The sequence below is a fragment of the Microvirga yunnanensis genome (assembly GCF_025460875.1).
The window spans coordinates 14,059-36,016 of sequence record NZ_JAMXFI010000012.1 but is presented as its reverse complement, the minus strand read 5'-3'; the positions used below and the strand labels follow the sequence as shown (position 1 = coordinate 36,016).

24 protein-coding genes are annotated in these 21,958 nt (G+C 64.7%); 8 read left to right on the top strand and 16 right to left on the bottom strand.

The window, feature by feature from the left end; genetic code table 11:
* Nucleotides 1-9: 9 nt before the first annotated feature.
* From NF876_RS08470 to NF876_RS08450, 5 genes are all read right to left on the bottom strand, one after another.
* Nucleotides 10-822: a CbbQ/NirQ/NorQ/GpvN family protein gene (locus NF876_RS08470; RefSeq protein ID WP_262268362.1), complete on the bottom strand. Its 813-nt coding sequence runs from the start codon at nt 820-822 to the stop codon at nt 10-12.
* Between the two features lie 68 nt (nt 823-890).
* Nucleotides 891-2,237: a cbb3-type cytochrome c oxidase subunit I gene (locus NF876_RS08465; protein WP_262265961.1), complete on the bottom strand. Its 1,347-nt coding sequence runs from the start codon at nt 2,235-2,237 to the stop codon at nt 891-893.
* A 14-nt stretch (nt 2,238-2,251) separates the two neighbouring features.
* Nucleotides 2,252-2,704, bottom strand: coding sequence for a c-type cytochrome (locus NF876_RS08460; RefSeq protein WP_262265960.1), 453 nt, complete (start codon nt 2,702-2,704; stop codon nt 2,252-2,254).
* A gap of 117 nt (nt 2,705-2,821) precedes the next feature.
* Complete coding sequence (locus NF876_RS08455; protein WP_262268361.1) at nt 2,822-3,097, bottom strand: cytochrome C oxidase subunit IV family protein; 276 nt, start codon at nt 3,095-3,097, stop codon at nt 2,822-2,824.
* A gap of 3 nt (nt 3,098-3,100) precedes the next feature.
* Nucleotides 3,101-3,685, bottom strand: a complete 585-nt coding sequence (locus tag NF876_RS08450; protein WP_262268360.1) for a cytochrome c oxidase subunit 3 family protein — start codon at nt 3,683-3,685, stop codon at nt 3,101-3,103.
* Between the two features lie 137 nt (nt 3,686-3,822).
* On the opposite strand from NF876_RS08450, the gene NF876_RS08445 reads away from it, so the two are divergent.
* Entirely contained in the window at nt 3,823-3,978 is a 156-nt protein-coding gene (locus NF876_RS08445) for a hypothetical protein (RefSeq protein ID WP_262268359.1), read from the top strand.
* Nucleotides 3,979-4,027: 49 nt separating this feature from the next.
* On the opposite strand, the gene NF876_RS08440 is transcribed toward NF876_RS08445, so the two are convergent.
* Nucleotides 4,028-4,720, bottom strand: a complete 693-nt coding sequence (locus NF876_RS08440; protein ID WP_262268358.1) for an NnrU family protein — start codon at nt 4,718-4,720, stop codon at nt 4,028-4,030.
* A gap of 87 nt (nt 4,721-4,807) precedes the next feature.
* Entirely contained in the window at nt 4,808-5,239 is a 432-nt protein-coding gene (locus NF876_RS43125) for a DUF2249 domain-containing protein (protein WP_315974881.1), read from the bottom strand.
* 145 nt (nt 5,240-5,384) lie between these two features.
* Here NF876_RS43125 and NF876_RS08430 point away from each other — a divergent pair, with 145 nt between their 5' ends.
* From NF876_RS08430 to NF876_RS08405, 6 genes are all read left to right on the top strand, one after another.
* Complete coding sequence (locus tag NF876_RS08430; protein ID WP_262268440.1) at nt 5,385-5,642, top strand: DUF1858 domain-containing protein; 258 nt, start codon at nt 5,385-5,387, stop codon at nt 5,640-5,642.
* Nucleotides 5,643-6,001: 359 nt separating this feature from the next.
* Nucleotides 6,002-6,391, top strand: coding sequence for a hypothetical protein (locus NF876_RS08425; protein WP_262268357.1), 390 nt, complete (start codon nt 6,002-6,004; stop codon nt 6,389-6,391).
* Nucleotides 6,392-6,889: 498 nt separating this feature from the next.
* Nucleotides 6,890-7,348 (top strand): cytochrome c maturation protein CcmE, encoded by a 459-nt coding sequence (gene ccmE / locus NF876_RS08420; RefSeq protein ID WP_262268356.1) that lies wholly within the window; start codon nt 6,890-6,892, stop codon nt 7,346-7,348.
* 54 nt (nt 7,349-7,402) lie between these two features.
* Entirely contained in the window at nt 7,403-8,695 is a 1,293-nt protein-coding gene (locus NF876_RS08415; protein WP_262268355.1) for an MFS transporter, read from the top strand.
* 82 nt (nt 8,696-8,777) lie between these two features.
* A complete protein-coding gene (locus tag NF876_RS08410) occupies nt 8,778-8,999 on the top strand; it encodes a hypothetical protein (protein ID WP_262268354.1) in 222 nt (73 codons plus the stop codon).
* Between the two features lie 334 nt (nt 9,000-9,333).
* On the top strand, nt 9,334-10,062 hold the full coding sequence (locus tag NF876_RS08405; protein WP_262268353.1) for a Crp/Fnr family transcriptional regulator: 729 nt from the start codon (nt 9,334-9,336) through the stop codon (nt 10,060-10,062).
* A gap of 367 nt (nt 10,063-10,429) precedes the next feature.
* Here the strand turns inward: NF876_RS08405 and NF876_RS08400 are convergent, their stop codons facing one another.
* A complete protein-coding gene (locus NF876_RS08400; protein WP_262268352.1) occupies nt 10,430-10,849 on the bottom strand; it encodes a c-type cytochrome in 420 nt (139 codons plus the stop codon).
* 91 nt (nt 10,850-10,940) lie between these two features.
* Nucleotides 10,941-11,633 carry a DUF305 domain-containing protein gene (locus NF876_RS08395; protein WP_262268351.1) on the bottom strand — a complete coding sequence of 231 codons (693 nt, stop codon included), beginning with the start codon at nt 11,631-11,633 and terminating at the stop codon, nt 10,941-10,943.
* Between the two features lie 244 nt (nt 11,634-11,877).
* On the opposite strand from NF876_RS08395, the gene NF876_RS08390 reads away from it, so the two are divergent.
* Complete coding sequence (locus NF876_RS08390) at nt 11,878-12,621, top strand: Crp/Fnr family transcriptional regulator (RefSeq protein ID WP_262268350.1); 744 nt, start codon at nt 11,878-11,880, stop codon at nt 12,619-12,621.
* A 95-nt stretch (nt 12,622-12,716) separates the two neighbouring features.
* Here the strand turns inward: NF876_RS08390 and NF876_RS08385 are convergent, their stop codons facing one another.
* From NF876_RS08385 to NF876_RS08355, 7 genes are read right to left on the bottom strand one after another with little or no spacing between them, the layout of a single operon-like run.
* On the bottom strand, nt 12,717-13,712 hold the full coding sequence (locus NF876_RS08385; protein ID WP_262268349.1) for an FAD:protein FMN transferase: 996 nt from the start codon (nt 13,710-13,712) through the stop codon (nt 12,717-12,719).
* A gap of 9 nt (nt 13,713-13,721) precedes the next feature.
* Nucleotides 13,722-14,339, bottom strand: coding sequence for a nitrous oxide reductase accessory protein NosL (locus NF876_RS08380; protein WP_262268348.1), 618 nt, complete (start codon nt 14,337-14,339; stop codon nt 13,722-13,724).
* Complete coding sequence (locus tag NF876_RS08375) at nt 14,336-15,166, bottom strand: DUF2705 family protein (protein ID WP_262268347.1); 831 nt, start codon at nt 15,164-15,166, stop codon at nt 14,336-14,338. Before NF876_RS08375 ends, NF876_RS08380 begins: the two co-directional genes overlap by 4 nt.
* Complete coding sequence (locus NF876_RS08370) at nt 15,163-16,083, bottom strand: ABC transporter ATP-binding protein (RefSeq protein WP_262268346.1); 921 nt, start codon at nt 16,081-16,083, stop codon at nt 15,163-15,165. Before NF876_RS08370 ends, NF876_RS08375 begins: the two co-directional genes overlap by 4 nt.
* A complete protein-coding gene (locus NF876_RS08365) occupies nt 16,080-17,477 on the bottom strand; it encodes a nitrous oxide reductase family maturation protein NosD (protein ID WP_262268345.1) in 1,398 nt (465 codons plus the stop codon). Before NF876_RS08365 ends, NF876_RS08370 begins: the two co-directional genes overlap by 4 nt.
* A gap of 4 nt (nt 17,478-17,481) precedes the next feature.
* Nucleotides 17,482-19,431, bottom strand: coding sequence for a TAT-dependent nitrous-oxide reductase (nosZ, locus tag NF876_RS08360; protein WP_262268344.1), 1,950 nt, complete (start codon nt 19,429-19,431; stop codon nt 17,482-17,484).
* Between the two features lie 20 nt (nt 19,432-19,451).
* Nucleotides 19,452-21,806 carry a NosR/NirI family protein gene (locus NF876_RS08355; protein WP_262268343.1) on the bottom strand — a complete coding sequence of 785 codons (2,355 nt, stop codon included), beginning with the start codon at nt 21,804-21,806 and terminating at the stop codon, nt 19,452-19,454.
* Nucleotides 21,807-21,958 lie beyond the last annotated feature (152 nt).

Here is a 21,958-nt window from a genome sequence, read left to right as displayed (position 1 = left end):
ATCTCCGGATCAGGCGAGCGTCGCGCGGGCGACCTCGATCAAAGCCTTCTTGACGTCCAGATCATCGGTCAGCGGCTCGATCATGGCGGCGAGGATGGCTTCTTCCGCCGGGACACCCGCCGCAATGAGGGATGCGCAGTAGACGACCAGCCGCGTCGAGACGCCTTCCTCCAGGTCTTGGCCCTTAAGCGCGCGCAGACGGCGGGCGAGCAGCAGAAACGGACGCACGCGCTCCGTGGAGAGGCCGCTTTCCGAGGCGACGACCGTGATCTCGTGCTCGAAGGGCAGAAAGTCGAACTCGATGGCGACGAAACGCTGGCGCGTTGAGGGCTTTAGCGACTTGAGCAGCGTCTGATAGCCGGGATTGTAGGACACAACCAGCATGAAGGAATCCGGCGCCTGCAGTTCCTCGCCCGTGCGGTCGAGTGGCAGGATGCGGCGGTCGTCGGTGAGCGGATGGAGCACCACCGTCACGTCCTTCCGGGCCTCGACGATCTCGTCGAGATAGCAGATGCCACCCTCGCGCACGGCGCGCGTGAGGGGACCGTCGGACCACACGGTGTCGCCGCCCTTGAGAAGATAGCGGCCGGTGAGATCGGCAGCCGTGAGGTCGTCATGGCAGGAGACGGTATGGAGGGGCAGGCCGAGCCTGGAGGCCATGTGCGCCACAAAGCGGGTCTTGCCGCAGCCCGTCGGGCCTTTCAGGAGAAGCGGCAGACGCTTGCGCCACGCAAGCTCGAAAAGGGCGCACTCATTGCTGGCCGGCACATAGTAGGGAATGTCAACCGTTGGCTGCGGCACGGCATGGAGAAGAGGCTTCATCGGTCAATCCTCAAAGCTTGGTTGAACGGGAGGGTGGGGCGGCCCGCAACAGGCCGCCCCACTGTGGACTATTCGGCGGGCTGCAGGCCTTGGGTCAGGCGAGGCGCCTGTTCGCGCCCGGGGACAAACACCGCATAGACGAACATGATCGCCGAAATCAGCACGAACACGCCCGATCCGAGGCGGATCCAGTAGAACAGGGCGAGCTGATCCTGGACCTCCATGTACGACTGGCCGAGCACGCGTTGCAGGTGGACCTGGATGACGCCCGCGAAGGTGAGTGCGAAGGTCATGACCGACATTGCCGTGCACATGATCCAGAAGCTGACGATGCTGAGCATCTGGTTGTAGGGAGCGCGGCCGAGGATCTGCGGCATGGCATAGGCCATGACGGCGAGGTTTAGCATCACGTAGGCGCCGAAGAAGGCGAGGTGCCCGTGGGCGGCCGTGACCTGCGTGCCGTGGGTGTAGTAGTTCACCGAGGACAGGGTGTGCAGGAAGCCCCAGACGCCCGCGCCAAAGAAGGCCATCACCGAGCACCCGATGGACCACAGCAGCGCGGCGCGGTTGGGATGCTTGCGACCGGCCTTCCAAGTCATCTGTACCGTGAAGACGACCATGGTGAAGAAGGGCGCGACCTCAAGGGTGGAGAACAGCGAGCCGATCCACTGCCAATAGCCGGGAGCGCCGATCCAATAGAAATGGTGACCCGTGCCGAGAATGCCGGAGAACAGGGCCATGCCGACGATGACATAGAGCCACTTCTCCACCACCTCGCGGTCGATGCCATTGAGCTTGATCATCAGGAAGGCGAGCACCGAGGCCATGATCAGCTCCCACACGCCCTCGACCCACAGGTGCACGACGTACCACCAGTACATCTTGTCCACGGCAAGGTTCGACGGGTTGTAGAACGAGAACAGGAAGAAGATCGCCACGCCCCACAGCCCGAAGAGCAGGATGTTGGTGACAACGGTCTTGCGGCCCTTGAGCGCCGTCATGGTGATGTTGAACAGGAACATCAGGCACACGACGACGATGCCGACCTTGATGAGGAAGGGTTGCTCCAGGAATTCACGGCCCTCGTGGATCTTGAACAGATACCCGACCACCGCGATTCCGGCCGCGATGAAAAACATCCAGAACTGGACCTTCGCGAGAAGCGGACTGAAGAGCTCGTTCTCGGTCTCCTCCGGGATCAGGTAGTAAGTCGCTCCCATGAACCCGATCAGCAACCACACGATCAGCGCGTTGGTGTGGATCATCCGGACGACGTTGAACGGCAGCAATTCGGACAGGGTGTTGGGCAGGACATAGATCGTGCCGGCGAGAACGCCGAACAGAACCTGGGCGATGAACAGGGCCAGCGCTCCGTAGAAATAGAGCAGAGCCACCCTTTGGGTTTGGTACTTCATGATGACATCCCCTCTCAGCCGGCCTTGTTCGGGGGCCAGTTCTGGGTCTTGATGCGGTCGGTCCATTCCAGGAAGTCGGCGAGATCGTTGAGTTCCTGGTCGGTGAGGTTGAACTGCGGCATCTGGCGCCGGCCCTCGATGCCCGAGGGTTGGGCGGCCATCCAGGCCTTCAGCATCTCGCGGGCGGCGGCCGGGTCTTCCCTCCCGCCCCAGCGGTCCCAGACGTTGCCGAGCTCGGGGGCGAAGTAGGCTCCTTCGCCCAGGATCGAGTGGCAGTTGATGCAGGAGTTTCTCTCCCACACGTGCTTGCCGCGGGCGACGGAGGACGAGAGCGTCGAGGTGTCCGTCGACGTGGTGTTCATGTAGTAGTGGCTGTGGGCGGTCAGGCCCACGAAGATGGCGAAGAAGAAGAACGAGCCCCCGTAGAACACGTTCCTCGCCGCCGATTTGGTGAGGGCTTCAGCCATCACACGATCCTTTCTTGAAGAGCAGGGAGGCACAGGTGCGGCGTGCGCCCCCGTTTGATGACAGGAGCGCCGGGCCCGCTCTTTGCTCTGGCGCAAGCCTGACAACGAATGGCCATTTTAGCCGCGCAGCAAGGGAAGGGCGGCGGAGGCCCAGGGAATGACGGTGACCAGCCCGAGCCAGCAGAGAAACAGGCCCCGCCAACCGGGCGGCACGCCGCGGAGCTTGAGGAAATCCATCAGCATCCACCGCCCCTTGGCGAACGTGGCAGCCAGGATCAGCCCGTTGACCATCACTCCGGCCAAGCCGGAATGGCTTGCGGCAAGGCTGAGAAGGGTGAGCAGGACGAGGATGCCCCAGGCCCGGGTGACCTGGCGCGCGGTGGACCGTGCCATGCCTTATCCAATCAGGTAGACGAGCGGGTACATCACGACCCAGACGAGATCGACCATGTGCCAGAAGGCGGTGCCGGTCTTCAGGTTCTCGGGGCTGTCCGAGAGCCCGACGGCCGCCAGGATGACGATGCCCAGCAGCACATGCAGGAGGTGGAAGCCGGTGAGCAGGAAGTAGAGCGTGAAGAACGTGTCGGTCTCCAGGCCGATGCCGGCCTGGGCTTTCGCGATGTACTCGGCGAGCTTGATGATGATGAAGACGAGCCCCAGCGCCATCGCTCCCGTAAGCTGCAGCCGCGCCGTCCCGCGCCGCCCGACGGACCGGGTCTCGACGGCCAGGGCGGCGAGCCAGCCACTGGTGATCAGGACGAGCGTGTTCACTCCGCCAAGCATGGGATCGAGCTGGGCGCGGCCCGCGGCGAAGACATCGTGATGAACGGCGCCCGCCACGGCGAACGTCATGAAGAGCAGACCGAAGGTCACGACCTCGGTGAGGATGAGCACCCACATCATCGGATGCCCGGGCAGGTCCGAGAGGGCGCCCCAGGGGCGCTCGTCTTGCGCAGCGTTCAGGGCTCTTGCCGCATCCATGGCTTTCTCCGACAGGACAGCTTGATCGTCGGTGCCTCGTACCGCCCGCTGTGCTGCGTTTCATTGCGATGGCACAAACAAATCCCGCGCGTTCTCGGCCATAGAGGAGACGGCTTTGGAAACAGGAGAGCCCGTTCATGAGCGATGCCCAGGTTGGCCTGGTGATGGCCACGCCCCTCATCATCATCTTTGCCGTCATGCTGAACCGGATGGGGGTGTTGCGCCCGACCGGCACGATTGCGGCGGTGGCCATGTCGGTCGTGATCGCGACCGTCCTTTTCCTGACGCAGTAGAAACCTCGGGTTTGCCTGCTGGGCCCGGCGCCCGTCGCCCTGGCAGGCGCTATCCCATGGCCGCAAGACCGGCGAGCGGGTCCAGGCCGATGAGAAGCGCATGGCCCTGCAGCACGAACCAGGCATAGACGGCAAGCGCTATCAGGGCCGGCAGGACCAGCGCGCGCAAGGCGCGCCACTGGGCCCGTCCCGAGAGAAGCGCCGCAAAGGGAAGGATGGACGTTCCGGCCGCCACCATCTGCCAGCGCTCCGGGCCGAGGCGCTTGCGCGCCTTGAGGTCAAGCAGGACGAACCCGAGCAGGGAGAACAGGACCATCGCGCCGAAGAGCAGGAGCGCAACCACGGTTCCGTTTGGTGGGATGTGGGCCGCCGCCCAGATCAGAAAAGCCCACAGCACCGGGTGCCGGGTGATGGTGGTGATCGGGCCGGGCTCGGTGCCGCCTCTCAGGGAAATCGATAGGGGATTGGCCGACAGGAGGCCTGCGACCAGAAGGAACGTCGCCATCGGCATGGCGATGAACGGGACGTGCCACTGCCACGGGGCAGGATCCCAGAGCCATACGGTTTCCGCGCGCTGGGCGGCCACGATCAGCCAGCCCAGCAGGCCAAGGGACAGAATCGAGTAGACAGTCAGATAGGCCGTCCGGCCCATCAGCAGGATCAAGCGGGCGCGCAGGCCACGGCTCGCCGGGATCAGATGGGCCACCAGGAAAGTGGTCAGCGCGGCACAGAATTCGATCATGGGTCAGGCCTTGGTGAGACGATACCGGGCCGGGCAGGGAGCAGGACCCATGCGGCCCTGTCCTTGCCCCGTTGTTCCCCTGGTTCCTCAGGCGCCACGGCTGATGCGAACCCGCCAGAGATCCGGGCCTTCTTCCTGGTAGTCCCAGCCAAACGCGCCCGGCCGTTCGACATTGAACTGGTAGAACAGCGGCCGGGGGTCGTGGTCGTTGACGAGCAGGAAGGCCTCGCCGGGGGCGAGCTGGTCAAAGGTATTGAAGATCAGCGGATGCCGCATCCGCGGCATGATCTGGCGGACGTCGATAACGGTTTCGGTGATATTGCAACTGCACATCGCGAGGTGTTCCTTGGCAGGCGGCCAAGGATGTCCCAGCCGCGGGCGGTATTTGGGTCGGGTGTCCAGACGGACTCCGACCGGGCAGATGTCAATGCGGAAGGCGTGCTGGACCCGGGGCGCAAGGCCTCGCCGGTGCCTCTCGTTCCGCTTCGACAGCGGGACCTTGACGGGCTGAACCCACATCTTCTTTGCCCTGGGTCAAACAGAAGCGGAGATGACCCGAGGTTTTCATCCTTTCTTGTCGCCGCGCAAAGAGCGCCGGCAGAGGGCCTGTTAATCAAGACAACACACCAACACTGTCACTTTGGAGGCTGTGATGACAGCCGTGATGTCCATTGAGGCCACCCAGCTCGTCGACGATGTGATGCGACGATGGCCGGCAACCATTCGCGTTTTCCTGAGCCACAAGATGCGTTGTGTCGGCTGTCCGATTGCCTGCTTCCACAGCGTGGATGACGCATGCCGCGAGCATGGGGCGGATCGTGCGAGGTTCCTGGCGGACCTGCGGGCCGCGGTCGACCCAGAGTCGGCTGCTCCGAGGGCGACGACTGACGTTGTCCGCGCCCGTTGTCCCGAGGCCCGGTAACAAACCGGCGCGCACCCGCGGGGTCACCAGGACGGCGGACCCGCTTGCCCGTGGACAGGCTTGGCCTGCCGGCTGCAATCGCCTGCGGCCGGCGAGGTGACGAGCCGCCGCACGGCATGGCCGTCGGGTACTCCAGATGCGCGCAGGCTGGCTACTGCCGCTGCGGTCTGAATTGTGAGCAACTCGCGTCCCACTGCGTGAGCAGGGCACCGCAATCGTGGTTTGGCAAGTTCGGCAAGGAGCTGGTCGGCCTTGGAAGATCGGCGGATGCTGTGGCGATCACCGCATCCAGTTTGCGCCAGAGCAATATCGTGGAATGGGACTGTGGCACCATTCACCGGACGGCATAGAGGTGTCCCATGGATCTGATGACCACGATCTGGAACTGGCGGTCCAGCCGAAAGGCGCGCCACGAACTGAACGCTCTGGATGCTGACGAGCTTGCTGCGCTTGCGCGGGATGTCGGGCTTCCCTTGGAGCAACTGGCCCGGCTGACGGCGCGCGGCGTCCATGCCGGGGAGGAAATGCCGCGGCTCCTGCGTGGCGCCGGGCTCGTCCCGGAACGGCTGGAGCGCACCCATCCGGATGTCATGCGCGACATGAGCATCGTCTGTTCCGGCTGCGCGGCCGCCTCCCGCTGCCGGCGCGATCTCGACCGCGGGTGGGTGCCCGTGGTGCAGCGGTACTGTCCCAACGCCGAGACGATTAAGGCCCTGCGGGCGGAGCGGTGCCACGCCGTCTCCTCCTGATGCAGCAGCAAGCATGCCTTATGCAGAGGCTTCACCTCGATTATGGGTGTGGAAGCATTACGCTGGCGGCGCTCGGCGTCATCCTGCCGCTCACCGTCTGGTGTTCTGCCCGTTCTGATCCGGAGCGGGCCATGCGGCTTTCCCATCACCAGCGGTTCAGCCCCCTGCGCCCGAGTTGACGCGACGAGGGAGCCATCCCGCCTCCCGCGACGGCCGTTGGCACGCACGGCCTGTCCAATGCAACAATCATACGGTCCGCGGACGCCCGCGTCCTTCACTTGGTCTTGGCGCTCATCATGGGCTGGTTGCGCTCGGCCTGATCATGCCCCGGGCCAAGGCGGCGGTGACGCCGCCGGACTGGTCTGCGATGCGGCTGAATGTCATGGGCTCCATGTCTGCCGGCGGCGTTCGACAGGCCACGAGCTTGCGCTCCATCAAATCCCGGCGGCTGCCGTGATGGTACAGGAGGGCACGATTGCAAGCCTGGAGGCATGAAACATGACCCGCAAGCAACGGCGCCTGACCCTCATTGGGACGGGAGTGGCCACCATCGCCGCCGCGCTCGGCCTGGTGTCCTTTGCCATGCGCGACACCATCGTGTTCTTCCATACGCCGAGCGAGATCCAAGCCAAAGGCGTTGCTCCCGGCACTCGTTTCCGCCTCGGCGGCCTTGTTCAGGAGGACTCGGTGCATAAGGGCGGCAACCAGATCATCGCCTTCAGGATCAAGGACGCGAGCGGGGCGGTGAGCGTGCAATACAGGGGCCTTCTGCCCGACCTGTTCCGCGAGGGGCAGGGCGTCGTGGCCGAGGGCGTGCTCGACCCGGCCGGCATCTTCAAGGCCGACACGGTGCTCGCCAAGCACGATGAAAACTACATGCCCCGCGAGGTGGCGGACGCCTTGAAGAGCCAGGGCCACTGGCAGGGTGAGGGTCCGGCCGCGACCGGAACGCCGTAGCGCGACCTCTCTTGTGAGCCCGCCACCCTCGAACGCGCCTTGAGATCTCAGCCCATGCAAGTCCATCCACGCCCTCGCGCGACCCTCTCGTTCCTGGTGATCAGCGTCGCCCTCGACCTCCTGGCCTTCGGCATCATCATCCCGGTTCTGCCGCGCCTGGTTCAGGATTTCCTCGGCGGCGAGACCATAAGCGCGGCGCAGGTCTATGGCCTGTTCGGCCTCACCTGGGCCGTGGCCCAGTTCTTTGGCGCGCCGATCCTCGGCGCGCTGTCCGACGCGCTCGGGCGCCGTCCCATCATCCTGCTGTCCAATCTGGCGCTTGGCCTTGACTACCTGCTCATGGCAGCGGCTCCCGGCGTGGGGTGGCTTCTGGCCGGGCGCGCCGTTGGCGGCTTGGCCTCATCGAGCTTTACCACCGCCTTTGCCTATGTCGCCGACGTCACAGACGCCGACCGCCGCGCGGCCGGGTTTGGCGTGATTGGCGCAGCGTTTGCTTTCGGCTTCATCGCCGGACCAGCCCTTGGCGGAGTGCTCGGAGCAATCGATCTGCGGCTTCCGTTCTGGGTGGCCGCAGGGTTGTGCCTGGCCAACGCGCTGTACGGCATTATTGCCCTGCCCGAGTCGTTGCCGGAGGAGAGGCGGAGACCGTTCGCCTGGCGCAACGCGAACCCCGTGGCCGCACTGCGACTGCTGCGGTCGAACACGGAGGTGTTCAGGATCTCGGCGGTGATGTTCGTTTCGAATCTAGCCCATGAGGTCTTTCCAGCCGTGTTCGTGCTTTATGCCGGCCATCGCTACGAATGGGACCAGATGACCATCGGCTTCGCCCTGGCGGCCGTGGGTGTCGCGTCGGCGGCCGTGCAGGGCGGCCTCGTGCGCCGGCTCGTACCCCGCCTCGGCGAGCGGCGGACGATGGCTGTGGGCCTTACCTGCGGCGCTCTCGGCTCCCTCCTGTTCGGTCTTGCCCCGAGCGGAGGCTGGATCTGGCTAGCCATCCCAATGGCAGCGCTCTGGGGCCTGTTCGGCCCGGCCGCGCAGAGCCTGATGACCCTGCGGATCGCGGTCTCAGAGCAGGGGCGGCTGCAGGGCGCACTCAACAGCCTGCGGGGCGTGAGCGGCCTGATCGGCCCAGTCCTCTTCACGGCGAGCTTCGCCGCGGGCGTGGCGCAACCCGGTCCTTCCATCAGCTGGGGGGCTCCGTTCTTCGTGGCCGTGGTCCTTCTTCTGCTGGCACTCGCCGCTGTTGCGCCTGCAGCCCTTGGCAGAGGGACGTCTGCTCGGAAGGGAGCTCCGGGTAGGCGCAGCCGTCTCGGCCGAGGATCGCAGCTCGTTCAGCGCCACACGTAAAAGCGGTCTTGTTTGTCATGGCGCAAAGCAACGGGCCGCCGGCTGGGCCACAAAACCGGATCCTTCATCCGGAGATACTCCAGTGCCCGGTTTGCCAGATACGCCCTTCCTGCGCTTAGTTTTTCAGGGACTGGGCGTCGGCGCCATTCTGGCTACGATGGCGCTCATGGCCTTTGTCGCAGCCGTAGCTCTCTTGGGGGCTACGATCATTGCCCCCATCGCCATCGGCCTCATCATGGCGCGCCAACGCCTTGCGGCAGCCTGGCGCCTTACCGGGGCGCGGAGGATCGTGTCGCAAGGCTGAAGCCACATCAATCGGCCCCGGGGGCGAGACACGTCGATGGGGGCGGCGTCTAGACTTCATTCTGCGCTCATTCCCACCCACATCCACCCGCGAGCTGACCTGGCCCGGCTGGAATCCGGTGTCGTGGCAGAGGAGTTCCTGGCCCGCACGGTTCAGATTGCGCTGATTTCGGGGAGCCACCGGCACAGGCCGTGTACTCGGCCGGCGGCTTTCCCTCGCTGGCCTTGTGGATCGACCGGTGATTGTGAGTGCAGGGCTTGGCGCACAACCTTCGCCTCTGTTAAGCCGTACGCCTGTACACGATGTCAGCAGTGACACGATTGGGCCTGGTTGCATGTCCGGAAAGATCGCATCGATAGGCCTGTTCGAAGGGCTTGAGCCAGATGTCGCCGCTGCCCTGCTGCAGCAGGCGCAGCGCCGGACGGTACGCGCCGACGACATGCTCTTCGCGGCAGGGCAGCCGGCACGAGCGGTGCATGTGCTCGCCACTGGAGCGGCCAAGCTGATGCAGAGCACGTCCAAGGGGGCGCGTGTCATCGTCAAGTACGTCAGGCCGGGCGAGGTCTTCGGCAGTCCTGCCCTGCTGGACAGGTTCTATCCCGTGGACGCCGTGGCGGTCATGGACGGCGTGGAGTTGCGGTGGCCCTCCGAACTGGTCAGGACCTTTATTGACCAGCATCCGCGTGTGGCGCTCAACGTCATCCGCGACTTGGAGACGCGCCTGCGCGAGATGGAGGGCCGACTGCGCGACCTCTCGAACGAACCTGTCGAGCAGCGGCTTGCGGGCGCGATCCTGAAGTTGGTCGAGACCTTCGGGCAGGAGGCTCCGGAGGGAATTGAGATCCCGTTTCCGGTCAGCCGCCAAGACCTAGCGGATCTGATCGGATGCACCCTGCCAACGGTCAGCCGGACGCTTCGGACCTGGGAAGCGCAGCGCCAGATCCGGCGCCACCGTCTTCGGCTGGTCATTGCCGACGTAGAGGCCGTGGCGCGAGTCCTTTACCAAGCCAGTGCGCCGGTGGCGAAACCCCGGCGGAGCCACCGGCGCACCGCGCGACCCTAGCCCTTCGTTTCGAGCAGGCGGCCCGCAGTTCCCGCCTTTCGCAGCGGCGACAGCCTGCATCAGGTGCAGTTGCATGTGGCGCTCATCAGCCCAACCGCAGGGATCAGTGGCTCACCTATCCGGAGAACTATGTTGCGTGGAGGCCGCCAAGGCGCCGCGAATGCCGTCGAGCAGGGCGCCGTCCTCCAGAAGACTTCTCCAGCACCTGCTGGAAGCCAGCGAGCAACGCGCGCATGCGCAGCCGCCGGGGAGGTGATCAGAATTGCCGGTCGGACGGAAGCCGGTTGAGCCCCGCACGGAACCAGCCGCCGTAATCGCGACGCGAGCCCGTCAGGCATCCATCCGATGCGTCAATTCCGGTCTTGGGCTATCGTGCGGCGAGGTGCTGGGGTTCAAGGAGCGCAGCGGACTTATTTCCGCTCGCGTCGAACTGCTTGAGGTACGCGATCAGGTCCTTGATCCTCTGCTCGTCTTTGAGGCCGGCATAGACCATCTTGGTGCCGGGCACCTTCGCCTTGGGATCCTTGATGTACTCGGCAAACGTCGCCTCGTCCCAGGTAATACCGGAGTTCTTGTTGGCGGGCGAGTAGTTGTACCCCTCGACGGATCCGGCCTTGCGGCCGATGACGCCATTCAGCACCGGGCCCACGGCGTTCTTGGCGGTCGGGCCGATCTGGTGGCAGGCCCGGCACTGCGCGAAGGTCTTTTCTCCGGCGGCAGCGTCCTGCGCCTGCGCGACCTCTGGGCTGAACGCCAAGGCGATGGGGACGATCAAGGCAATGCGCATGGAGAACTCCTTGCTGGGCTGGGATTTTGGCTCAATGCGGAGAACTTCGGGCCGGCTCCGATGGCCGACCCGGCCTCCAAGGAATATGGGATCAGTCGGATTTCGTCTTCGGGTCGGTGACCGTGCCCGTCGAGGTCGGCTGCCGGTTCGGTGACATGCTCGCGGATTGGAGGATCCTCTGGGCCTCCGAAAACTGTGACTTCATCTCAGGGAGAGCCGAACCCACCAGGTCGCTGAACGGGCCCTGCTGGCCGAGCCTCTCCAGGTCGCTGATTGCCTGCGGATAGGATTGCACGACCCACTGTGCGACGTTGACTCCCAACTGCGTCGCATCGGCATCCCGCGCCAGACTGTCGAAGGTGCCGCGCTCCTTGCCTGGGATCTGCACATCCCCCAACTCGGGGGCAGCGGCGGCCAGGGCACGGTTTATGCGGCTGTTCGTGAGCACCATCCGGTCGCCGAGATCGTGCACCGCGCCGCTCGTGTGCCGCTTGGAAGCTAAGTTACCATATTGCTGCGCCGTGACGGCATTGCGGGCGAGGCTCTCGACGGTCGGCTTCATGTCGGCCGGCAGGGGCGCGACTGCGTTGACCTGAGGGGCATGCACGGTGCCGCCATGGCTCTCGGGTCGACCACCGTCCTTGTGCGGGTCCGCCATCGGGCTACTGGTCGGGTTGGTTTCGGCTTGCGAGGGAGTTGTCGAGCGGGGCTGTTCCTGCTGTGCCCAAACCGGTTGAACGGCTAGAAGCATGCAAGCGCCGGTGGCCGCAAGTAGTCCCTTCATATCGATCCTCCTTCAAGATACGGAGCAAACGAACTGCCCGTGCTGCGACAAACCAGGCATGGGCGGCCAGGACGAATGGATGTCGGCAACGGTCACCCAGGTCGCGGCATCAAGCTGGGTGGACCCATAAAGGTTCCTCTCTTTGCGCTCCGTCAAAGTAGCCGCCCCCTTAATCCACTAACCCATTCACACGAGATGCCGCGGAGCCAGTGAATCCGCGGCTTGTAACTTCTTGGCGGATGGGATGGTTATCGAAGCTTTGAGAGGACCTTCGGTCGATTTGTTCGATGGCCTCGCCGAATCCGTCGTGAAGGAGTTGATGCAGCAGGCGCAGGCGCGCAGGATCCCTGCTGACACCCTGCTCTTCAGCGAGGGTCAACCGGCACGGGCAGTGCATGTGCTTCTTTCCGGGTTCGTCAAAATGGTGCAGACCACGCCCTGTGGGGAGCATGTCATTACGCGATACATCAAACCTGGCGAGACATTCGGAACGCCTGCCTTGTTGAACGGCGTTTATCCGGCCGAAGCCATAACTGTGACAAACTGCGTTGAATTGCAGTGGCCAGCGTCGATCATCAACGACTTGATGAGTCAACATCCTGGAGTGGTAAGGAACGCGCTACGTGATCTCGAGGCCCGTCTGCGTGAGATGGAGAGCAGGCTGAAGGATCTCTCAAGCGGCACTGTGGAACAACGGATCGCCCATGCACTCTCAAAGCTTGCCCATAAGTTTGGCAGGCTTGTTCCGGACGGTGTGGAGATCCCGTTTCCGCTGAGCCGCCAGGATCTTGCCGATTTGGCTGGCACAACCCTTCACACGGTGAGCCGGACGCTCGGTTCATGGGAGGTGCGGGGGCAGATCAGGCGTGGCCGCCGTCGCGTGATCGTCAAAGACGTCGCTGCACTGGCACTGCTTGGAACCCAAGGAGCATCACCGGGGCCGCGGCCCCGGCGCACCCACCGGCGTGCAGGCAGTCGGTCGCGATAACGCAGACGTGGGAGGATCCACTTCGAACGGCGAGCCGCTGTTGCAGGTGCAATTGAGGCAACGGAAATGCCACCTCCAGTTTAACGGCAATTGGATCATGCATTCAGAGTATAGCGTTCCCCTTCCATTGTGATCAGGCGAGCCTGCCCTTCACCGAGCCGTTGAAGCGTGCGCCCGACGCCTTCTGGAGGCAGCAGGCTGAACGCGGTCGACAACGCATCGGCGGCCGTTGCCCTTGGCAGCACGACGGTGACGCTCCGATGCAGTCGGGCCGAAGCTCCCGTCCGCGGGTCGAGCAGGTGGTTGAAGTGGCCAGCCGCGTCGAAGTGGAAGCCGTAACCACCCGAGGTTGCGATGGCCTGATCGACCACCTCCAACGTTTCGCCAACCTCCCCAGGACAGTCAGGATCCACGATGCCGACCCGCCAGGGCTCGCCCAACAGGCGGGTCCCCAAGGCTCTGGGTTCGCCCATGTCGACGAGGCTGCTCGTGATGCCGCCCGCGCGCAGGATGTCCACGACTCGGTCGGTCACATAGCCCTGGGCGATCCCGTTCAGCGTCAGGCCCATGTCACGCCGCGCAAAGACAATCCGGTTAGAGTCAAATCTCACCCGGTCAAAGCCGACCCGCCCTAGGGCTTCACGAAGTTCGGGCTCAGGAGGCCCCTGCGGATCCGGATTAGGCTTTGAGAAATGGCCCCAGTATAGCGTCCAGAGGGGCTGGACGGTCGGGTCAAAGGCGCCCCCGGTCAGCTCCCACCACCGGCGACTCTCGCCGAGGAGCGCGACCAGGTCCGCTGGTGGAGCAACCAGGACGCCGTGCCGGTTCAGCGCCACCAGGGCAGAGTCTTCCCGGTAGAGGCTGAACACCGCCTCCAGCCGGCGCACCTCCGCGAGGGCGCGCTCGACGAGCCGCTCGGCGGCCGTGCGGTCGCGGTGATGAACCTGCAGCGTGGCGACGGCGCCCATGGCCTCTCCCCGCCAAGTCACGAGGTGGGCGTCGGCCTGGGCGGCACGGTTGAACCGCACGAGCCCCAGGCCCGCCGCTGCCGCCGTGATCCCAATGAAGCGCCTGCGGGAGAGGAGGGGCATCTCGAACTCCTAATGGACATGGCCGGTCTGTGAAGCGGAGGGTGCGGCGCGGTCGGCATGATCGCCATGACCTCCTAGTGCCTCATCCGTCCCAGACTCTTGCTCCACTGAGCCTGTCAGCCCGGCCGTGCCGCCGAGGACATAATCCTTCGGAACATCCGCGAAGGCGACGACGTGCCCGCCGTTCTCGGCCGCGAACTTGTCGGCCGCCGCCTTGTCGGAAAACGGTACCGCCTCCTCGCCGCCCATGCCGCCCTGCATGCGGCTGCCAATCACAAACGAGGCTTGCCTCGCGTCGACCCAGTTCGTTGCTCCCGGCTCGTCCCAGTTCGGCGCCTTGGCCATGTCGGACACGTAGATCGCGCGGATGTCCTTGGGCTCCTCGGGCAGCAGGGTGAACGAGATCGCGTCGCGTGCGGAGGAGAACCAGACCGCTTCCTTCTGGCCTGCCAGAATGATCTGCCCCTTGGGTCCGGGATGCTCCATCACGTTCATGCCGCAGTAGCGGCCGATGGCCGAGCCCGTCATCTCCTGTGGCGGCGGCGGGGCCTCAGCCGTCTTCTGCTCGGTGCACCCGGATAGCAGAAGCCCACCGGCAAGAGCTGCGAGGAGGGCGATCGTTCTCATAGTTCTCTCCTGGAGAAGGCGAGCGCCGCGAGGCTGAGCGGGACGAGGGCCCAAGCGGCCAGCGCGGCGAGAAGGACGGAGGGGCTCAAGGTGGCGGTCTGCGCCACCCCGGCCATGCCCGAGAAGGCGCCCACGCCCGCTGATCCCGTCAGATTGAACAGGCGATAGGCATCGGCGGGGTTGAGCAGCAGCAAGGCGTTGAGGAGACCTCCGGAGAGCGTCTGCCCCTGGTCAACCACGAGCAGGCCGAGCAGCGCCATGTCATAGATCAGCACGAACACCAGCCAGATGCCGATGGCGATGCCGGCGGCGGTGCCGCGCTCGCGGACAAGCGCACTGACCAGGTAGCCAACTGCGATGAAGGCGGCGCCGAGCAGGATCGAGGAGCCGATCATCGAGGCAAAGGCCATCCAGCTCTCCGCATCGATGGCCACGCCAGTGACCGCCAGCGCCCCAGCCGCGGCGCCGTAACCCAGGAGCGTCGCGAAGGCGAGGATGGCAAGATGGCCGACGAACTTGCCGAGCAGCACCTGCCAGCGCCCGACCGGGTAGCTGAGCAGCAGCAGCATGGTGCCGCGCTCCATCTCGCCGACAATGGCATCGTGCGAGATCAGCAGCGCGATCAGGGGGAGCAGGAAGATCGTGAGGCTGGAGAGGCTCACGATCACCACGTCGAGGGCCCGCACGCCGACAGTGCCTGTCGGCGCGCTGCCGAGGAAGGTGAGCGACAGGGCAAGACCCGCGAGCAGCAGGGTGGTCGCGAGGACCCAGCGGTTGCGCAGGCCTTCCTGGATCTCCTTGCGCGCGACGATCAGGATGTTTCTCATCGCTCAGCCTCCTGCGACAGAAGGAAGTGGGCATAGAGCTCGTCAAGGGTCGGCGGTACCACGTCGAGGTCCTCGACCGGCGCCCCCTCGTCAGTGGCGCGCCGCAGCACCTCGATCTTGCGTTCGGGTGCAGCGTCGATCTCAACCATGTGGCCGTTGACGCGACGCCAGCCGTCGACCGGCCCGAGCCAGTTCGGCACGTTGGCCAGCCCCACGTCCGTGACCCTGAGGCGGATGCGCGTCGGCAGACGCGCAATGCGGCGCAACTCGTCAAGCGTGCCGTCCGCGACCTTGACGCCGCGGTTCATGATGATCACCCGCCCGGCACGCTCCTCCAGCTCGGTCAGGGCATGCGACGATAGGAGCACCGTCGCACCGCGCCCGCGCAACTCCTCAACGATCTCGTAGAAGCTGTGACGCAGAGCCGGGTCGAGGCCGGTAGTCGGCTCGTCGAGCAGGAGCACGCGAGGCTCGCCAAGCAGCGCCTGGGCGAGGCCGAGGCGCTGGCGCATGCCTTTCGAGTACGTGCCGACGCGCCGATTGGCGGCATGGGTGAGGCCGACGCGGTCGAGAAGCGGCGCAACGGTCTTGGTGGGCTCGCGCTTGAGACGGGCGTAGAACGCGAGCGTTTCCTGTCCTGTCAGGGCTGCATTGAACGAGACGTTCTCGGGTAGATAGCCCAACCGCCGCCGGGCCTCGAACTCGCCTGCGGCCGGATCATCACCAAGAACGGCGATGCTGCCGTTGGTGGGCCGGATCAGGCCGAGCATGAGCTTCATCAAGGTGGTCTTGCCGGCGCCGTTGTGACCAACGAGCGCTACTGTCTCGCCCTCGGGCAAATCAAACGAGACCCCGCGCACCGCCTCGACCTTGCCGAAGTGCTTGACGACGTTCCTGATCTCGACGGTTCCGGTCATGGCTGGCCTCCTTCCGCAACTGTCTTGGGACGCGCGGGCGGCGCCATGAGGGGATGGCTGTCGACCACGCCGCCTGGCAGCAGGGCCGGGAACTGCGCCTGCGCCCAGCGGATCACCTGCATGGCGGGGCTGTTCATGAGCACCTTCGCCTGCGGCGCAGTCCAGAGCACCTTGTCGACCAGGTCATTTGGGCGATAGGCGCTGTCGCCCAGCCCGTCGCCATTGAGGTCGAAGGCCGGGTTGTCGCTCCAGTAGTTGCCGCGCCCGTCCTTGGACCAGTCGAGATAGCGCGTGCTGACGTACTTCACCTGATTGCGATTTCTGATGAAGGCGTTGCCAACCATCTCGTTGCGCTCGGACCCGGCGGTGAAGTGGATGCCGATTTCGCAGCCTTCAAACCAGTTGTCGCGGAAGCGGTTTTGGTTGGCATTGTAGATGAACACGCATTTGGTCGGACCGGGCCTGGCGTCGGCACCCTGGGCCACCTCGCCCGCGTCCGGCGTCGGCAGGCCATGCTCCTTGTCGTCCCTGGAGCGTGTGCCCGCTGTCGTCCACCGCTTGGCCGGCTGAAGCCGGCCCAATACGGTGTTGCCGGTGATCTGCGACCCATTGGCGTAGTTGAACAGGAAGCCGTGGTCGCGGTCGCCGTCCGAGACGTTGCCGCTGACCTTCAGGCGGTTCGAGAACATCAGCGCGTACCCGACGGCGTTGTTGATCGACACGTTGTCCGTGACCTCGCTGTCGTTGGTGTACATGTAGTGAATCGCAAAGCGCAGGTCGCGGAAGCGGTTGCCCGAGAACACATTGCGCTTGCTGGTGATCACGAAAATCCCGTCCCGCCCGTATCGGACGCTGTTGTCGAGCACCTTGGCCCCGGTGGCATTCCAGACCGAGATGCCGTTGCCGGCCTCGTTCAGGCGACCTTCTTCGATGCCGATGATCGTGTTTCCCTGCGCGACGGCGTTCTCTGCCCCGTGCAGGTAGACGCCGTAAAGATTCCCCTCGATCCAATTGCCGTCGACGACGGCGCCGGCCGCCGATTTCTCAACGAAGACGCCGGAGTCCATCTTTTCGAGATCCCGGCCCGAACCGCGGATGGTCAGCCCGCGCACGACGGCTCCCGGAGCCGACACCGTGACGACGCTTCCCGTGCCTGACCCGTTGAGGATCGCGCCGGCCTCGCCCTCCAGCGTCACCTCGCGCGTGACACGGATGGGACCGCGATGCTCGCCGCGCTTGAGGACGATCACGTCGCCATCGGCGGCCGCGTCGAGGACCTCCTGAAGCCCGTCGTCCGTCGAGACAGCGATCCGCTCCGCCCAAGCGGGCAGGGTGAGGCTGGCGGCGAAAGTCGCCGCCAGCCCTAAGCGCACAATGGTGCGAACGCTTGCCATGTCGTCAGGTCGCCTGCGGCTCGACGAACATCCGGCCCTTCATCTCCATGTGCATGGCATGGCAGAACCAAGAGCAGAAGTACCAGTACACGCCGGGGCGGTCCGCAGTGAACGTGACAGAGGCCGTCGCCTGTGGCGCCACCTCCATGTTGATGCCGTAGTTGACGATGGCGAAGCCGTGCGTCAGGTCTTCGACGTCATCGATGTTGGTGACGAACACCGTCACCTGGTCACCCTGCTTGACCTGGAAGCTCTCCAGCCCATAGGCCGGCGCGGACGAGGTCATGTAGACCCGCACTTTGTTCCCGTCTCGGATAACCTTCGAATCCGTCATGAGATCAATGCCGTCGGCCCTGGCCTGCTGCACCGCGTCCGCAAAGAACGGATCGTCACGTTTCCAGGTGTGCAGCGGGTTGATCTTCGAGCGGTGGACGATGGTGGCGTCATGTGGCTCGGCGAAGCTCGGGCTGTCATGCACAAGCACCATCCGGTCGCCTGAGATGTCGATGAGCTGGTCGTTCTCGGGCTTGAGCGGTCCCACGTTGAGGTAGCGATCCTTCGAGAATTTGTTCAGCGAGATCAGCCACTTGCCATCCGCCTCCTTGGTCTGGCCCATGGAGGTGTGGTTGTGGCCGGGCTGGTAGTGCACGTCGAGCTTCTGAAGGACCGGGTTGACCTTCTCGCCCGCAAATGCACGCTTGGCCAAGTCGATGTTCCACTTCACCACTTGGCTGTCGAGGAACAGCGTCGTGTAGGCGTTGCCCTTGCCGTCGTAGGCGGTGTGCAACGGACCGAGGCCCAACTCGGGCTCGGCGACGACCACGTCGCGCGGCTTGATCTTATCGTCGAACAGGTCGTCGAGCTTGCGCGCGTCGAAGACCGTGACTGTCGGCGACAGCTTGCCATTGGCGACGAAGTGAATGCCGTCCGGGGCCGTGTTGATACCGTGCGGGCTGTTCGCCACCGGAATGTAGCGTGTGTAGGGCGAGCCGTGGCGACCGTCGAGGACGGGCACGCCGCCGATCATTTCGGCCTTGCCAGCCTTCACTGCCTCCTCAATGCGCTTGAGGTTGAACACGACGACCCAGTCCTGCTCCTTGGCCATCATCTCGGCGAGGGTGACGCCTTCCTCGGAGTTGTAGCAGGTCGCCCAGGAGTACTTGCCCTGGTAGTCGGCATCGGTGTTGTCGAGATTGCCATCGACCCTGATCTGCCAAGCCACCTTCATGGTGTCGCCGTCAACCGCCGTGTAGATCGACGAGTACTGCTTCGGATCGTCCAGGATCTTGCCGTCGTTCGGGATCGGCACCCGGTCCTCGCCGTTGCAGAACACGTAGCCTGTGCGCGGATACTTCTGCACACGCAACCCATGCACGGTGTGCTGGTTAGGCAACTGGAGGATCTTGTCGCACTTCATCACATCGAGGCGGATGCGGGCGACACGAGTGTTGAGCTTGTCGTTCACGAACAGGTAGCGCCCGTCGTAGGTGCCGTCGGTGAAGGACAGGTGCGGGTGATGCAGGTCGCCGGCGGTGTAGATGCCGCCCTTGTCCTTCAGGTACTCGACGGTCTGGGGCGTCAGGCCCTCGGTGAGGATCTTGCGGCTCTGGTCCGTCAGACCCCAGCCGGTGGCGCTGTCGCGGTTGAACACGGGAATGCGCATCAGCTCACGCATGGAGGGCAGGCCGACGATGCGGACCTCGCCGGTCTGGCCGCTGGAGAAGAACACGTAGTACTCGTCGAGCTCGCCCGGCTTGACCTCGGTCTTGTTGGCAGCAGCAGGCCGCGCCGCTGGAGCGGCGGGGGCGGTCTGCGCCTCCGCGGGCGTGATCACGCCCGTGTCGTTCAGGGAGATACCGCCGGCAACTCCCGCCGCTCCGGCGGCCGCGGCAGCTGCAGTTGTCCCGAGCACCTGACGCCGGCTGAGACCATTTTTCTTTTCTTCCTGTGACACGTGAGCCTCCTTGTACTTGCTCATGAAGCGGTTGTCGGGACGTCGGCCGTGGTCGGCGCGTCAGCGGGCGTTCCGATCACCTTGCCCTTGTGGGTGATGATCGGTTTAGCAGGACCCTGGCTGCCGTCTTTGATCTGGCGCATAGACGGGGAGGAAAGCGCCTCGCGCTTCTCGCGCTTCAGCCGCACCTGGATCATGTGCGGGCAGCGCTGATCGTCGTGGTACAGCTCCTGGCAATGCATGCAGTAGATGCACTCGTTGACGTTGATGAAGCCCTCCGGGTGGATCGACTGCACCGGGCATTCCTTGGCGCAGCGTTGGCAGGGTGAGCCGCATTCCGGCCAGCGCTTCAGCCACTCGAACATGCGGATCTTGCCGGGAATGGCGAGCGCGGCGCCGAGCGGGCAGAGATAGCGGCAGAAGAAGCGCTCGATGAACAAGCCGATGGACAGCAGCGTCAGGGCATAGATGACAAAGGGCCAGCCGCGCACGAACTTCAGGATGATGGACGTCTTGAACGGCTCGACCTCGGCGAAGACCTCGGCGAGCGCGACATTGTAGAGCGAGAGGCCGAACAGGCCGAGGAAGATCACGTACTTGATGGGCCACAAGCGCTCGTGCAGGCCCCACGGAACGGTGACCTGCGGCACTTTTAGCCACTGGGCGATATTATTGGTCAGCTCCTGGAGCGCGCCAAACGGGCAGAGCCAGCCACAGAAGGGGCCACGACCCCAGAACAGCAGCCCCGCCGCGACCGCCGCCCACAGGATGAAGATCAGCGGGGCCGCCAGGAAGAACTCCCAGTTGAAGCCTGTGATGAGCGAATTCGTGAATGTGAGGACATTGACGACAGAGAGCTGCGCATTGGCGTACCAGCCGAGCCAGACGAGGGTGAACGTCAGATAAGCGCGGCGCACCCAGACGTAGACCGCGGGGCGGCGCACCAGGGCATCCTGGAAGAAGAAGATCGCCGTAAGGACGAGCAGGGCGACCGCGGCGATGCCGATGGAGACGGTGTTGGTCTTCCAGATCTTGAGCCAGAGCGGCTCCTCGACCTCGCCCGCGGCAAGAGCATCCGCGTCATTCAGCGAAGTTGCGGCGGGAGCGGGCGCGGCGGCCTGGTCCTGCGCCTGCTGAGCAGGAGCAGGACCGGCTTGACTCGGCGCTTGCGCTTGCTGCTGGGTCGGAGCGGGTGGCGGGGCAGGCTGTTCGATGCGCAGGTACTGGTCGGGCAGGGTGTATTCGAGATTGTAGGTCAGGAAGGCCTTGTCACGTGCGCCAACGTTGCGCTGCACGAGCAGTTGCAGCTGCCACGCCTCGGTGAGATCAAGCTTGAAGTCCTCCGGCACCACGAAAAGGGCGATCTCGCGCAGGGCCGGAGCCCCCGCCGCGGCGAGGTCACCAAGGCGGGTGTGGTTGCGGTCACGGAAGCGTGTGCTCTGGCCTTCCTGCAGCAGCTCAATGCGGTCGAAGATGCCGCCGCGGACATAGCCCGACCCCTTGAACGAATAAGCCCCCTCACCAGCCACCACGATGGCCTGCTGGTCCGGCTTCAGCCGCGCCTTGAGCTGATCGTAGCCAGCATCGCCGAGCAGGCTGCGCCCGATGGTGGGCACGCTCACGGGGGCGAGATAAAGGTCGATGAAGGTGTCGGAGGGATCGTTCGTTTCGGCGTTGTTGGCCGCCCCCTGATTCCCGGCCTTGGAATAGGCCTCGTTGACATCGCCGACGGTCAGCGACAGGCGACGGACCGAGCCATCGCCAAGAAGCGTCTGCCAATCGCGACTCTCGCTCTTCGACAGGTCCACGGTTTTCACGGCGGCCGGTGCCGGTGCGGTCGCTCCTGCCACTGCTCCGCCAGTACCCAGGCGGCCGCTGCGGATGAGCCGCACGGCAGAGCGCACGATGCTGTCGCCCATGACGAGCACCGTCACGGTCGCGCCGCTGACGATGTCGACCTGGGGCGGCCGCTCGGCTCCGGTCGCCACCGGCTTCATGTCCCTGCCGACGAGCGTGTTCATGGCGGCGACGATGCGGCGCTCCGGGATGCCGATGAGGACGATAGGTTCCTTGTGGTCAACGAGCTTGATTCCGGTGATCACGCCGTTCGGATCGATGCCGACCAGGATCTGGATTGGCTTGCCGGAATAGCCGGTCGCGCCGGTGAAATCGGAGTTCAGGTAGATGTAGCCGAGCAGGCGGTCGCCCTGATAAGCGGGGACGAGGGGTGGGTCACCCTGGGGTAGGCCGAACCGGTCGGCACCCGGGTAGAATTCGGCGGGTTGTGCCTTTGGGAGGAATTCCTGCACACGTCCTGTCGCGAAGGCCTGCCCTGCGCAAGACAGGAGGAGAAATATCCCTAGCAGAATTACCATTTGCACGCGATGCGAAACAGTATCTGTGAAGCATTCGATGGAGCGTGAGAGTTGTTTTTGGGACAATACGAAGTCGTCCTGTTTCTAGCGTGGCTACTCGACAAAAATAGAGTCCAACCCGCGCAGCGCGGATACGTTCCGATAACGCGAGG